10 protein-coding genes and 3 pseudogenes are annotated in these 14,478 nt (G+C 61.1%); 6 read left to right on the top strand and 7 right to left on the bottom strand.

The annotated features are described in order from the left end of the window. Positions 1-205 precede the first annotated feature (205 nt). A complete protein-coding gene (locus tag DRB19_RS26470) occupies positions 206-850 on the top strand; it encodes an SOS response-associated peptidase (RefSeq protein WP_114188999.1) in 645 nt (214 codons plus the stop codon). A gap of 342 nt (positions 851-1,192) precedes the next feature. On the opposite strand, the gene DRB19_RS26475 is transcribed toward DRB19_RS26470, so the two are convergent. Next, on the bottom strand, positions 1,193-2,764 hold the full coding sequence (locus DRB19_RS26475; protein ID WP_114189000.1) for an IS630 family transposase: 1,572 nt from the start codon (positions 2,762-2,764) through the stop codon (positions 1,193-1,195). Between the two features lie 623 nt (positions 2,765-3,387). Between DRB19_RS26475 and DRB19_RS32065 the strand changes: the two genes are divergently transcribed. From DRB19_RS32065 to DRB19_RS26490, 3 genes and pseudogenes are all read left to right on the top strand, one after another. Beyond that, positions 3,388-3,687 carry an MOFRL family protein gene (locus DRB19_RS32065; protein ID WP_114189001.1) on the top strand — a complete coding sequence of 100 codons (300 nt, stop codon included), beginning with the start codon at positions 3,388-3,390 and terminating at the stop codon, positions 3,685-3,687. Then, a complete protein-coding gene (locus DRB19_RS26485) occupies positions 3,665-4,141 on the top strand; it encodes a heme-degrading domain-containing protein (RefSeq protein ID WP_114189002.1) in 477 nt (158 codons plus the stop codon). The genes DRB19_RS32065 and DRB19_RS26485 overlap by 23 nt, the downstream gene beginning before the upstream one ends. A gap of 133 nt (positions 4,142-4,274) precedes the next feature. Continuing rightward, a pseudogene (locus tag DRB19_RS26490) lies at positions 4,275-4,569 on the top strand (PAS domain S-box protein); the annotation flags it as partial. Between the two features lie 32 nt (positions 4,570-4,601). Here DRB19_RS26490 and DRB19_RS26495 read toward each other — a convergent pair. The 3 genes and pseudogenes from DRB19_RS26495 to DRB19_RS26505 form a co-directional block, all read right to left on the bottom strand. Then, positions 4,602-6,338, bottom strand: coding sequence for an adenylate/guanylate cyclase domain-containing protein (locus DRB19_RS26495; RefSeq protein WP_114189003.1), 1,737 nt, complete (start codon positions 6,336-6,338; stop codon positions 4,602-4,604). Positions 6,339-6,526: 188 nt separating this feature from the next. Further along, a pseudogene (locus DRB19_RS26500) lies at positions 6,527-6,805 on the bottom strand (response regulator); the annotation flags it as partial. A 106-nt stretch (positions 6,806-6,911) separates the two neighbouring features. Beyond that, positions 6,912-7,253, bottom strand: coding sequence for a hypothetical protein (locus DRB19_RS26505; protein WP_114189005.1), 342 nt, complete (start codon positions 7,251-7,253; stop codon positions 6,912-6,914). A gap of 212 nt (positions 7,254-7,465) precedes the next feature. On the opposite strand from DRB19_RS26505, the gene DRB19_RS26510 reads away from it, so the two are divergent. Then, on the top strand, positions 7,466-8,671 hold the full coding sequence (locus DRB19_RS26510; RefSeq protein ID WP_147022688.1) for a trypsin-like serine peptidase: 1,206 nt from the start codon (positions 7,466-7,468) through the stop codon (positions 8,669-8,671). Between the two features lie 471 nt (positions 8,672-9,142). On the opposite strand, the pseudogene DRB19_RS26515 reads toward DRB19_RS26510, so the two are convergent. Both DRB19_RS26515 and DRB19_RS30340 read right to left on the bottom strand, forming a co-directional pair. After that, positions 9,143-9,673, bottom strand: a pseudogene (locus DRB19_RS26515) (IS110 family RNA-guided transposase); the annotation flags it as partial. A 340-nt stretch (positions 9,674-10,013) separates the two neighbouring features. Further along, positions 10,014-10,292, bottom strand: a complete 279-nt coding sequence (locus tag DRB19_RS30340) for a hypothetical protein (protein WP_147022689.1) — start codon at positions 10,290-10,292, stop codon at positions 10,014-10,016. Positions 10,293-10,899: 607 nt separating this feature from the next. Between DRB19_RS30340 and phaC the strand changes: the two genes are divergently transcribed. Further along, positions 10,900-12,645 (top strand): class I poly(R)-hydroxyalkanoic acid synthase, encoded by a 1,746-nt coding sequence (phaC, locus tag DRB19_RS26525; RefSeq protein WP_245439844.1) that lies wholly within the window; start codon positions 10,900-10,902, stop codon positions 12,643-12,645. An 87-nt stretch (positions 12,646-12,732) separates the two neighbouring features. On the opposite strand, the gene DRB19_RS26530 is transcribed toward phaC, so the two are convergent. Beyond that, positions 12,733-13,593 (bottom strand): class I SAM-dependent methyltransferase, encoded by an 861-nt coding sequence (locus DRB19_RS26530; RefSeq protein ID WP_162815887.1) that lies wholly within the window; start codon positions 13,591-13,593, stop codon positions 12,733-12,735. Positions 13,594-14,478: the final 885 nt, after the last annotated feature.

Consider the following 14,478-nt stretch of genomic DNA (forward strand, 5'->3'; position numbering starts at 1 on the left):
TAAGATGAACCCGGCCAGCCGCAAGGCTACTTCGGCCTCGGGCATGTGGTCGGCCGGCAAGTCGAAGTCTGGCCGCGGCTTGTCTTTTACGAATCCGGAGATCGCGATGGTCGTCTTGTCGGTCATACTCAAGCTATGCCAGCCTCTTTATGATATGAGAACCGACGCCGCCACATAAGGTGCGATGCCCCGCCGGAGGCCCCCCGTGTGCAATCTGTATTCGAGCTATACGACCCAGGCAGCCATGCGCCGGGCCTTTGAGGTCAGCCGCGACAGTGCCGGAAACGTACCTCCCTTGCCCGCGATCTTTCCGGACCAGATGGCTCCCGTGGTGCGGAAGGTCGATGGCGAGCGCGAGCTGATCCAGATGCGCTGGGGCTTTCCGCCCCCGCCGAAGGTCGGCAACCACCCGGTCACCAACGTGCGCAACGTCGCCTCGCCGTTCTGGCGCGCTTGGCTGAAGCCGCGGTACCGCTGCCTCGTGCCGCTCAGCAGCTTCAGTGAGTACAAGGACACGAAGCCGCGCAAGACACCGGTCTGGTTCGCGGTGAACAAGGACCGGCCCTTCGCGGGCATCTGGCGGCCTTGGACGGGCGTACGCGGCACCAAGGCCGAGCCGGTCGAGGGTGAGCACCTGCTCTACTCATTCCTCACCTCGGAGCCGAACGGCGTCGTCGGGCCGATCCATCCGAAGGCCATGCCGGTCATCCTCACCACGCGTGAGGACTACGAGACCTGGCTCACAGCACCCGTCGAGGAGGCTCTCGAGCTGCAGCGGCCGCTGCCCGACGACATGCTTGAGATCGTTGCCGAAGGTGCCCGGGCGGATCAGCCCGAGGATGTGCACTAAGGATCAAAACGCAATCCGCATAGCGGTGGGATAAACGTCCGCTTATCGCCACATTGCGGGCCTTTGGCGTACTTCCGCTCCGTGCCATGAACAGACCTTTCTGCGGCTAAGGTCGGCCCTGTGGCATTAGAGGGCATCCGACTGCACATCATTCGTTGTACGACTTGCGGCTGAACCATTTTATGGAATGCCGTTGCCTCCTCCACATGAAGGCTGGTCCTAACCAGACGGTTTATGCGCATTGGCAGGGGAAGCAGCACTCGGGACTGCTCCCGAAACGGGGAGCGAGATAGCCGCGGCACTGTCGATGTAACGTAGAGGCGCCACATGGGCACGAGTGCCTTAGCGATAGCGTGGATCTTTGCAGTTGTTCGCTTCAGAAAAAGCCGCAGGCTCGCGCTCCATACGCCAGATCTTGTTGCCAGCCCGCCGGGGATGCTGCCTGAAGTGTGCGTTGCGTTCCTCAAGGTAACGGTCTATCGCCACCTTGGCGTCGTCCACCGACTTGTAGTCGCTGTTGTGGATGATCGCGCGAGCCATGCCGCTGAAGACGGATTCGATCACATTGAGGAACTGGGCACCCGTTGGAAGTGGCGCAGTCTCGACGATTGGGCCTTGACCACTCTGGACGGCAGCATTGTGCTCCTCGATGCGTTTGAGGAGACGCTTTGAGATGTGCCAGGAGGCCCTGTCCCAGGAAAGGTACAGTTTCTTCCGGTCGCGATACTGATCGACCAAGACCTCCATTATGCGGATCATCTCCGCGGTGTTCTTTCTCGCACTATAAAAGTGGGTGACTTGGTTGCCGGACAGCTCAAGCGCCGCTGTCATGAGCAAACACCCGCGAGATTTCTGCCATTGCGGCACAGTCCGCTGTTCTCCAGGCGCGGTCAGTGTCAGTCCGGGCTTCGCCTTGACGGCAAAGGGACCGTACTCGTCGATCGAGAAGAACGCTTCGTCGGGGCGGAGGCTGGAAAGAATGGCGCGAATGTGGTCGAGCCTTTCGGAATAAGCTGGATCGTTCGATGTGAGCACCACGCGAGCCTTGCGCCACCGGTAGCCTGCTGCCTTGGTGATCTTACGCACGACTTCGGCTGATACTGACTGCCCTTTCTGGCGCAGAATCCTACAAAGGTCGGCCATCCTCCAGGATGTCCGGTTGACGCCATAGTTGCTAGGCGGCTCGTGCAGCAAGCTAAACACCGCCTCCTTGACTTCATTATTGCCAACCTTCCGGGCGGGCGTGATCCGCCGCGAGAACAGTTCCGTCGTCCCGCCGTGTTCGAAGGCTCGCCAATACGTCTGGAATGTTCTCTGAGAAATGCCGAGAAAATTGCAGATCACACCTGGCGCCAGCCCGTGGTGCTTTGCCAAAATGACCATGGAGCGATTACGGTTGAGCAGGCGGCCACCATAAAGACAATGGAGCAAGCGTGCGAGATCGGGGAGGTCGCCGCTATCGCGATGCAGTTCCTCTTCACCGATCCTTTTCTGAAGAACGGATCGCATCCACTCGAATGCCGTACGTTTGGCTTGATCTCTTGTGTCACCGCTAGATAGGCCGCCGTCGATCATCCACCGCCGCACCGTCTCGTGCGAGACGCGCACACCGTGGTGCTCGGCCAGCTTCTTTGCGACGAAGGTTGCGCCGCAATTGGGGTAGTGCTCGCGTACGAATTCGATCACGTTGTTGCGGAATGTCGCGGGATACCCTCGATTGCTTGGCTTACCACGTCGCTTGGAGACCAGCCCGGACGCCCCTTGAGCACGGTAGGCACTGATGAGGCGATGCACTTGGCGTTGGCTGAGTCCGAGGAGCGACGCCGCAGCGGTGCAGGTCAGGCCACGATCGACAATGCGCTGCAATATGTCGATCCGAGACAGCTCCCTGTCGCTTACTGTCAGCATTGCCATAGTACGGCTTACCACTACAAGCTAGGCTACTAGGACGGGCTCAGCCCTGCTGATTGCAGTCGGTGACGATACCATGGTTTAGGAAGCCCAAGACACCCGAGAGCGCTCCAGGCCCCGATCTATTCTTTATGCCCTGCGACATGCATTTCCCAGTGACGCGTGGCAACTCAGCTTGCCGCACCTCCCAGAAATCAGGGATCTCACGCCCGAGCCACCAGTGGATTAGCAGATCGCGGAGTGAAGTGGTCTTGGGCAGACGGAAGTTCCGGAATGGGTCAAACTGAGCCGTTGGGCATAGCCTTATGAAGGTCAGCTTACCTATGACTGCGGAAGTTCAGCTTTCGTCTGCCTCGTGCCATTGAGCGACTTTCCGAATCCTTATCTGCATTTGGTGCAGGCCCACTGCATGCTGGGTCCTTCTCCAGCAATAGTCCCCTATGCCGATCATAGGGAGCTTACATAGACTTATCGGAATCTGATAAACTAAGGTAAACCCCTTATAACTTGTGCGCACAGCCCTCCGGCTCAAAAGGAGCAACAGGAGAATGAGACGCTGAAAGGCCTAGAAAGGCCTAGCACCAGAGCCCGTCTCCAACGACGCGCCTGCCTATTCCGCGGCTCCTTTGCCAAGAAAGCTGGTAGATCAGCCAAGCCCCTGCCAGCAGATCCCCATAGGCCTCCGGTACGCTTGGTTTGATGGCGGCCCTTCTCCCGTCCTCCCTGCCCTGGACGCCTCCGCGTCCCTGGCGAACAATGATGCCTATCGGTACTTTTCAAGACGGGATCAACTCGTCATGAGGGGTCCTACGTTGACCAACGTCAACGACTTCCGTGCCATTCTGATCAGGCGATTGAACTTGAGGGCGAAGGCTATCCGCTTCAGCGACTTGGAGACCTACGATGAACGACGGCAACAGTCTTGATGCACTCCTAGCAGAGGAACAGGAGCTACAGTTTCCGTCCTTCGGCACTGATGTTGCGTGGACACTCGGCAGCCACATCTACCAGCGTGCGAAGGCCGCCTCCCTTCCGATCGCAATTGAGGTTTCTAGGAACGGCCAGCAACTGTTCTTTGCCGCATTGGCCGGGGCAACGCCAGACAATGCCGAGTGGATTCGCCGGAAACGAGCGGTCGTACAACGCTTCCACCACAGCTCCCTCTTCATGTCCGTCGAGGCGGAGGTGAAAGGGCGTCCGTTCTTGCAGCGTTATGGGCTTTCCGAGCAGGACTATGCGGCCGCCGGAGGCGGGTTTCCCATATACGTCAAAGATACAGGGTGTGTCGGTGCGGTCGTCGTGAGTGGTCTTCCTCAACTTGAGGACCATCGCCTGGTCACGGAGTCGATACGAGCCATCATCGCTCAATCGACATTGTAGTATCCCAAGGGAATGGAGGATTGTTCGATAAAGCCCGACACATTGGATGAACGCATGTGCCTTGGTCGGCCAGCAACCTTCTCTTTTGTCCTGTCTCCCTACTTGGGCTGCTTCGAAACCCGAGGATATGCGCATGGATCTGAACCGGCTGGTTGCGGGTGCAATCCTGGCCTCCGCTGCTGACGCCGTGGTGGCGACGGACCGCGAAGGGATTCATCCGGGTGTGGAACCCAAGGGCCGAGCGGATCTTCGGCCATCGGGCCAACGAGGCTCTCGGCCGGTCGCTCGATCTCATCATTCCCGAGAGCTTGCGTGCCCTCCATTGGGAAGGATTCTGCCATGTGATGGCGATGGGCGAGAGCCATTACGGCGAGGGCGACCTCCTGTCGGTACCGGGTCTGCGCCAGGATGGGCAACGGATCTCGCTGACGAAGGCTGGCTGGAGGCTTGCCAAGGACGATCATTCCGGCAGCCCTGCCAGGCGATAGCCCTCCTCAAAATGCCGCCGCAAGTTTTCGTCACGGAAAGGTTGCGAAGCGGACCAATGCCGGATCGTAAAATGCGGGCTGCTCATCATGAACAGGTCAGCTTCCCGGCGCGCCTCGTCCAGACGCCCCAGCTTCGCGAGGCTTGCCGCAAGCAGGCGTCGCGATGTCGTGCGGTAGGTTTCGGGTCGACGAAATGTCTGGACCGCTGCCTCGTAGTCTTCGGCCGCATACTGCGCCTGCCCCAACTGCCAGTAATACCAACCGGGCGGGTGCGGATTGAGCCGGAGCGCCTTTTGCACGAAGTCAATGGCCTCGGCCGTACGGCTGCCCAACGTCGCGAGATCCGCGCGCATCGCCCATGCATCGGCAAGGTTGGGGTCCAGCTTGAGGGCGGCGTCGAATTCGGCATCCGACTCCGCCCAGCGGCGTTCGTGCCCCAGGATGATGCCGAGAGCCCATCGGTTTGCCGCATCATTCGGGTCGAGTGCGACGGCCCTTTCGGCCTCCCCCACCGCCTTTGCGCGGGTAGGATCGATCGCTTCTCCCCAGAACTCCCAGCCCAGCCATAGATTGAGCGCCAGCAAACGATGGGCCTCCGCATAGTCCGGATCGAGTTCGAGCGCACGGTCCAGCAGCAGGTTCGCCTCCTTGGCGGCGAGTGCGGTGTGCTGGCTCAGGGACCGCGCTCGGACGCAGAGATCGTAAGCCTCCAGGTTCGACGGCCTGGTCCGCGGCGGCGGGGCGATCAGGCGGCCTGCCAACGCTTCGACGATCTGGCCGCTGACCTCGTCCTGCACGGCAAAGATGTCCTCCATGCCCCGGTCGAACCTCTCCGCCCAAAGGTGATTTCCCCCGACAGCGTCGATCAGTTGGGCATTGATGCGGACCCGTCCCGCTGCCCGCCGCACACTCCCCTCAAGGATGTATCGCACGCCGAGCTCGCGCGCGATGCGGCGCACATCCACGTTCCGGCCCTTGTAGGCAAAAGCCGAGTGGCTGGCGATGACGAACAACCCGCGGGTCCGTGAGAGGTCAGTGATCAAGTCCTCGGTCAGTCCGTCGACGAAGGCTTCCTGCTCTGGATCGCTGATCATGTTCGTGAACGGAAGCACGGCGATGGAAGGGACGGCAGGCAATGGCAACGGTGACTTCTCTCCTGGCCCGCTGGCCTCCCATTGGCTCGATGCCTTGATGCGATAGACGGGAACAGGCTCGGCGATGTTCTTGATCGTCCTGGGCCCGAGCTCGTCGAAGCCGAAGGCAAGCTTCCGCTTCACCTGGTCGTAGACGCTGCCGGAGAGGAAGATGTCGCCGGGCTCGGCGATTGCCTGGAGCCTCACGGCGATGATGACGCTGTCCCCGAAGAGGTCACCACCTTCGACGACGACATCACCGAGATTGATGCCGATGCGCAGGACGATATGCCGATCCTCGGCAAGACCTTGGTTCGCGGCCGCCATCCTCGTCCGGAAGTCAACGGCAAAGCCTACGGCATTGACCGCGCTGGCGAACTCGACCAGAACGCCATCCCCCATCAGCTTGACGATACGGCCATGATGGTCACGGACGAGGGGCTCCAGGATTGCCTTGCGCCGCTCGTTGAGCGTGGCCAGCGTACCCTGCTCGTCCAGGTCGATCAATCGGCTGTAGCCGACCACGTCGGCTGCCATGATTGCTGCCAGTCGTCGCTTCGCTCGAGACGGTGACATCCATCCCCCGCTGCTTCGAACTTGTGGCGCGTCATTCCATAAAACCGGGGAACAATAGCTCAGCGGCACGTCCGTGGCGACCGCGAATAGGATCCGCCGATCGGCGCTAAACGTCAGAAAAGGGTCAACCGAGGAAGTAGAGCGCTCGAAATGAAGGTCCGCTCACGTCACGGGTGCGGAAATTTGATCTACTTCCGCCTCTGCCAATTTGAGACCTTGAAGCCGTCTCCTGATCCGTCACTCCCCTGGATCATTGCCCGGAGCCAGGTGGTTAGCGCATCGACCGCGAAGGGCTTGATGATCATCTCCATGCCGTGATCGAGGAAGCCGCTCGCCCGCGTGGCGTTCTCGGCATAACCCGTGAGGAACAACACCTTCAGGTCAGGCCGGATCTCCCGCGCCTGATCGGCGAGTTGGCGTCCGTTCAGGCCCGGCAGCCCCACGTCCGTCACGAGTAGGTCGATGCGCGAGTGCTTTCATGAAGGCCCCTAATTGAGGACTGCACGAGAGCAGAGGCCTTCTCTCCCAGCAATGGCCCAGCAATGGTTTGAAGCCACGCTTTAAGTTATCCACTTAATGAAAGAGGTTGCGCTGCGGCAGGTGCGGCAGATGCGGAGCCGCTTTCGGTTCCTTGTCCCTAGATGGGGCCTCCGAGCGGGAACTTAGTTTCGTAGCGATACCGGATTGGCCATTCAGGCCGTTCGCCGGCACGAGAAAGGCTCCAGCCCAGACCTCGCCGCTCGCAGTGATTCCGGAGTTGTTGCCCCACCATAGGCGTATCCCCGCATCGACATCACCATCGCTCTCACGGACCATGATAGTGCGATCCACGATCAGTTCCTGCATGCCCAACGGATGAAGGGACCGGGTACCGCGGGCATGGTGGAGAGCGGGAACGATCCATACCTTCATCATCGATGGAACCTATGGTACTATGGTCGCCAAGCGCCAGCACAGTACTTTGCCGGTCCCATGACCGCATAGACAGTTCCTGTAAGTGACAGTTCCCTTAAGTCCCCGAAGAACCGCGCAAACCGCAGGTCAATCGTAGGTCAAGGGACGGATCCCAATGGTTGAGCCTTAGTCCCACGTCGTGCGCTGGCAGTCGACAGATCGGGAGAAGAGATATGACCTTACGCGCAGGCGCTTCAGGCTGTTTACGCTTGGCCATCGCCGCAGTCCCGGCTTTTTTCCTTGTTCTTCCAGCCACGGTGCACGGGCAACAGCAGCCCCCTCCGCAGACACCCTCGCAGCAGGGAGGCTCGGCATCACAGAATTTCCAGTCCGAGGCAACCACGACGCAGACCTACTGGACGCCGGAGAGGATCCGATCGGCCCGGCCGCCGGAATTGCCCACGCCGACGAGGGTTGGTCCTCAAGGCTTGCCGGAGGGTGCCCAGATCGAGGCACCCGAAGTCACGCGTTCGGTGCGTCCGCTCGGGCAAGGCGAGTCCTCGCCTCCATCAGTCGAGCCCGGGGATAGCCTCAGGCGTCATCTTGGTTCGTCCCCCGAGGATAGAACCCTCGAACGTGATGCGGCCCGCCCTCGGGCGACCAGCAGCTTCGGCGCGTTCTTTTCGACTACCCGCGTGTTTCCCGACGGTGCCCTGATGGCGTATCCCTATCGAACGGCGGGCAAGCTGTTCTTCCGCGATCCGCGAACCAACGAGAACATGGTGTGCACGGCATCGGTGCTGCGGCCCCGCATCGTCGTTACGGCCGGACACTGCGTCTCGCATCCCAGCACCGACGCGGCGCAGCGGTACTTCTACACCAGCTTCCTCTTCGTTCCCTCATACAACGACGGCGCCGCACCCTTCGGATCCTGGACAAGCAATCAGCAGTGGGTTCTCAATGCCTGGCACCTGTCAGACGGCTCGGTCCCCAACGCCGGCGACGTCGCCTTCATGACGATGAACGACCAAACGGTCAACGGCCAGATCCGCCGGATCGGCGACGTGACGGGATGGCTTGGTTGGCGGACGCAGATGCTCTCGAAGAACCATGTCACGATGTTGGGCTACCCGTGCAATCTCGACTCCTGCAACCGCATGGAACAGACGAACGCGGGCAGTTTCGCCGATGGAGGCAGCAACACCATCATCTACGGCTCCGCAATGCGCGGCGGCGCGAGCGGCGGGCCATGGATCCAGGACTTCGGCGTAGCTCCAGCCGGCAGTGAGGAAGGACTGCTGGGGAACAACTACCTGATCGCCGTCACATCCTATGGTCCGACTCCCGAGGAACCAAAGTACCTCGGGGCGTCGAACCTCGACAACAACTTCACCACCGTCCTCAACACCGCTTGCGCAGCAGCGGCCGACAACTGCTAAGACGGAGACACTTAAGGAAGACGGGTCGTGCCCCCTTGCTCACCAAGGGGCACAACAAAACATCGCACCCGGGCGGGCATAGGTCGACCAACCGGATGCGACCGCTTCTGAAACACGGCAGAGCGTCTGGACCGCTCCTTACCGTAAGCCGGGCGCCGAATTGGTCTTGAGGCCATGCTTCTTGGTGATGTGTCGGCCATGCCTGAAGCGTCGCGCGGGTTGACACCACATCCGTCGGGCTGGATGTGCGATGGGCGATCCAGGCGCCGGTGACCGAGAGATCCGTGCGCTCGCGCCTGTTGGCAGAGGATTTCGCGCGTGCCTTGCGGATTGCAGGTCTGCCGGTCAGCCCAGGGGCGGTTCTCGATGCCATTGCGGCGGTTGAGGCCGCACGGATCGGCACGCGCGAGGACTTCTACTAGACGCTCCATGCTGTGTTGGTGAGGAGACACGAGCACAGCATCCTGTTCGATCAAGGGACGAAGTCAGGACGCCCGGCAGGGTCTGCCGCACGGGCGCGAGCCCCTGCCGCACGGTGATGCCACGCTCGAGAAGAAAGCCCCGGATTTGATTGGTGACGCCGGTGCGCTGACCCACCAGACGCGAGCGCACCCGGTGCAGGGCGAGCAGATCCATCTGGTCCGGGGTCTTGATTGCCACGAAGGACATGGTGGGCCGTTGCACCGCCTCCGCAATGGCTTCAGCATCGCGGTAGTCATTCTTGTGCCCCTTGAGAAACGGCTTCACGTACTGGGCCGGGATCAGACGCACGTCATGGCCGAGGTCCTGGAGCTGACGACCGATGTGGTGAGCGCCCGCACAGGCCTCCATGCCGATCAGGCACGGCGGAATATTGGCTAGGCGCTGCGTAAGCTGCGTCCGGGAGAGCTTGACCCGCAGCACGATGGCGCCGCGCTGATCCTGACCGACAAGGTGGAAGCTGTTCTTGCCGAGATCGATGCCCAGGGTGGCCATGACGGCAGAGGCAGAAGACCGTGACATGGGACGTGCTCCTTGCGTGGCTTGAAGCCCCACAGTTTACGAACAAGCGGGGCGGGAGCACGGCCGGACCATCCCATTAGGTGACATACGCGGTTGGGCACCAGGGATCTGCGGGGTCAATGCCAGCTAAATTTTGGGAGCCGACGATCCGTGCCAATTGACGCCAAGTCAGTACCCACGTGCGAAGCTTGCCACTCTTCGGTCTCCTCAGACCAGCAACCCAGTCGGGCTCGCTCCCGAAGGACCCGACCGGGATGCCGATCAAAGCCGGTACCTTCCCCAGGCCATAGGAGCCCAGAGACCGCGATGGGAATACCGGCTCAGGCATCCCATTGTTGTCTCACGCAGCGTCGCGTAACGCGACATTCGGGTGCTCGTGCAGGAAGTGCCGCAGTGTCGAGACAAGCTGCCGAGCATGAGGAGCATCGTGCTGCCGAACGGCCGCGCGAATCTCATCCATCAGCATGTCGCGGATCCGTTCGCACCCGCTCTGGCTTTGGAGCAGGAGATTGCCAAGCACAGCCGCCGCGGCCTGTGAGACATGCTCGTGCTCGGCCACGACCTGGACTTCCTCAGGCGTGAGATCACAGAAGGCAATCAAATCTTGAAGGGAGATCATGGGTGCCTCCGCTACCACCGAAGGATCACTCAGTTCTACCTTATTATACGCAGTCTTCAATCTCAGGCTTGCGGCACAGCTGCATGTTTTGTGGCTTTCCTGCTCGCTCTGCAAGCATTCGTGTGGCGACCCATCCACGCAACGATGCGGGCTGGCCCTTCCAAGTGCCTCGCCATCCAAGACCGCCTCCCCAGCTACGGGGCACGCACCAGCCCGGCGAGTGTGAGGCCGCTCAGGGAGAAGGTCGATGCCCTCTACCTGAACCATATCCCCAATCCTCACCAGCGCGGAAGGTCGGCGTCTGAGACAGGCCAGCATAGGTGGTCAAGCCTTATAGCCGTCGAGCGGTGCGCCAGTGGCGCAAAGCTTGGCGGCATGGCCAAGCCCAAAGCGAGTGATCATTGATCGGGATGACTTGCTCGGACACCGTCCGTTAAATCAAGTTTAATATCTTACAGCAGGACTGGTGGTATGATTGGCCGGGATCTCGTCCTGCAGTGGGCAGCGACAGCCCCTACCTTAAGGCTTCAGAATGGGCCAGGAACAGTTTGAGGCGGCACGAACTCTCGGCTTCGAAATCAGGAACCCGCAGCGTTTCGCGCACAATATGGCACAGCTGGCCGAGGAAGCGGGCAAGGCCGCCGCCGTCTTTCTGCAGCCCCATGCGATCAATCCGACGCGTTTCACCCAGCCCGACGATTTCGCTCCGGCTTTCAGAATACTGGCTCAGCTCCAGCAAGCCTGGCTGCAACAGCCTCACAAGGTGTTAGAAGCCCAAGTTGCACTCTGGATCAGCTGTTTTGATTTGTGGCATTCTTCGATGCGCCGGTTCATGGGACTGGAGAACGGGCACGCGAGGCCACTTACCGTCTCGCTTCCCCAAGATCCCCGGTTCAAGCATCCCGCTTGGTCAGAAAACCCCTACTTCGACTTGTTGCGACAGTCTTACCTGATCACCTCGCACTGGGCGGAAGCCCTCGTCGATATGGCCGAAGGGCTGGATCCACCTACCCGGGCCAAGGCCCGGTTCTATATGAAGCAACTCGTCAACGCTGTCGCACCATCTAACTGGGTGTTCACGAACCCGGAGCTGCTCCACGCGACTTTCGCGTCCGATGGCGAGAACCTGGTGCGGGGCATGCAGCTCCTCGCCGAAGACATCGAGCGCGGCAGCGGGCACCTCAAAATTCGGCAGACCGACGCGACCCAGTTCGAAGTCGGCAAGAACCTGGCGATCACCCCCGGCAAGGTCATCTTCCGCAACGATCTGATCGAGCTGATCCAATATGCTCCGACCACAGAGAAGGTTCTGAAGCGGCCGCTCCTGATCGTGCCGCCGTGGATCAACAAGTACTACATCCTCGACCTCAGCCCCGAGAAGTCGTTCGTCAAATGGGCGGTGGACCAGGGCCAGACGGTCTTCATGATCTCCTGGGTGAACCCTACCAAGGCACTCGCCAGCAGGTCCTTCGAGGACTACATGCGCGAGGGCATCCTGGAGGCGCTGGACGCGGTCGAGCAAGCCACGGGCGAGCGGGCGATCCATGCCCTCGGTTACTGCGTCGGCGGAACCCTGCTGGCCGCCACGTTGGCCTATCTGGCAGCGACGGGGGGCAGCCGTGTTAAGAGTGCCACCTTCCTCACCACTCAGGTGGACTTCAGCCAAGCTGGTGATCTGACAATCTTCATCGACGAAGACCAGGTGGCTGCCATCGAGAGGGACATGGCCCGGCACGGCTATTTCGAAGGTCATAAGATGGCCGCTGCCTTCAATCTGCTGCGCTCCAATGACCTGATCTGGCCCTACGTCGTCGACGTTTACATGAAGGGTCAGACGCCGCTGCCGTTGGACCTGCTGTACTGGAACGCGGATTCGACGCGCATCCCTGCCGCTAACCACAGCTTCTATCTGCGGCGCTGCTACATCAACAATGATCTCTCGCAGGGACGCCTCCAGATCGGTGGCGTCACCCTTGACCTCTCGAAGGTGACCATCCCGATCTACCACTTGGCGGCGCGGGAGGACCATATCGCACCGGCACGGTCGGTGTGCTTAGGGGCACAGGTCCTTGGGGGGCCTGTCCGGTTTGTTGTTGCTGGCTCGGGCCATATCGCCGGGGTCGTGAACCCGCCGGCACGCAACCGGTATCAGTACTGGACCGGCGGGCCGCCCGCGGGAGAGCTCGAGACTTGGCTCGCAGCCGCAGAAGAGCATGGGGGCTCGTGGTGGCCGGACTGGCAGGCCTGGAGCGAAGCGCAGGACAGGAGGCGGGTCCCGGCCCGCGAGATCGGTGGGGGCAAGCTCACCCCCATCGAGGATGCGCCGGGCCGCTATGTGCGGGTGAAGAGCTGAGCAGAGGGGCACCGGCCGTTGCCACTCATGCAATCAGCTTCGTGGTTCAGAGTCTGTCGGCCCGTCTCGATTGCCACGAAGCTTCCTTCAGGCCCCCGTCCCGCCGGCACCTGAGGCATCATCCAAGAGCCGTAAATGGGCGATGCCATAGGGCCGAACACCCGCGAACAAGCGGAACCCTGACCAGAGCAGATCGTAGGGCCAACCCAGCCGCTCCATCACCGGGTAGGTGTTGATCACACCCCAGCGCGGCTCTCCGAGCGGCAGGTCCTCCGGGCCCGCCATCCCCCATGTGAACTCGGCCCCGAGCCGGCGCAGGGACGGGTTCAGCCACGCCTGTCCGATCATCTGGTCACAGTAGTAGTCGTAGGCAAACTCAGCCGGGCCACCGTTTCGCACGTCTGCAAGATCTCGCGCCAGCTGAAAAACCTGCGCGCGCTCGAGATACATCAGGAGACCCTCGGCCACCACGAAAGTCGGGCCGCGCGAACATTCAAGCTTGGAGGCCCAGCCTGCCTCGGCAACTGACGCAGTCACCAGGCGTCGGCGCGGGTGGGGCGGGAACAGGGTGCGGCGCAACTCCACAACCTTCGGCAGATCGACATCCACCCAGTGGAGTTGGCCGTTATCAAGCCGCTCGAACTGGGTCGACAGGCCGGACCCAAGGCTGAGCACTTGAGCGTCGGGGTGACGGTTGAGAAAGTCGCGCAAGAGCCGATCCAAAACCACACTGCGCTCGATCAAGCCCTGCAGCATCTCCCGATCGGCTTCGAATGGGGTGAGGTCGTAAGCTAGGCGCGCGGCGATTGCTTCGGCAGCCGGATCAGCAAAGCCCCGGCTGGGAAAGACGCGATGGGCGAGCGCACGGGCGGCAAGGGGAATGAGCAAGGTCTGCTCGATGCAGCCCAGACCCTCAACTGAGCGTCCGGTGTTCGGACGGATGGTCAACGCACTGGCCTTCTCAATGGCAGTGGGTGCGGGGTCCAGGAGAACCTCACCGCCTCGGTGAACTTCCACCCAGCATTTGGACGATCCGGGGAACTTAGATCCTGCACTTGCATAGCTTCAACCTCTGCGGAGGCGAGGTGGGCACGCGTATCGTCCTGCCCGCTCAAACGTGAGTTCCTGGACCATCAGGGACGAGAGCCACCAGGCTGAGAGTGCGGTCCGCCCGGTTCGGAGATGCCGCTCAGAGCAGTCTCGGCATAATGGCCGTCCTGCATCACCGCGACGTCGCCCAGCGAGATGACGCCAACGAAGCGCGTCCCTGTTCAGGACCCGCAAGCGCCGATCGGAGTCTATCACGCCAACGCGGCTGCATGCTCATGGGCCATGGTACGCCTATCGCCCCGCCCCTACAATCTGCCAATGACCGCCCATCCTTGATCGGAGGGAGCCTACCTGCTGGCGAATGCGTCCCTCGCCTGTTGTAAGGGTGGAAAACCCACCATGCGCCAGAGGAAAGTAGTACTACCAGCTAAGCATGGGTGCACTGGTCTGCTCCCTGGAGAATGGTCCTCCATGACGTATGGCTTTTAAGCCGATGGTCCAATCCCCTGATGGAGTGGAAAGAAGAAAGAGGTTCTGGCCGAGTGGAGGCCGGACGACGAGTACGCGCCAGGGACTTGCCGATTGAGCTGACCCATTCCTGGATCCAACTCACGGAAGGTCTGTAACGGGTCAAAGAGTAACGAACAGCAGATGAACTGAGGGTCTGCTGACTGCCCATGAGCAGACCAAAGCGCTCCTTCCGAGAAGTGCCAGAAGGCGACATTCCGGGCCCACAGATCTCGCAGGTCAAATCCTCGACCGCTAACAGGCAGATGTAGAATT

This window comes from Microvirga aerophila, from assembly GCF_003332305.1.
In the GTDB taxonomy this organism is placed as follows: Bacteria; Pseudomonadota; Alphaproteobacteria; order Rhizobiales; family Beijerinckiaceae; genus Microvirga; species Microvirga aerophila.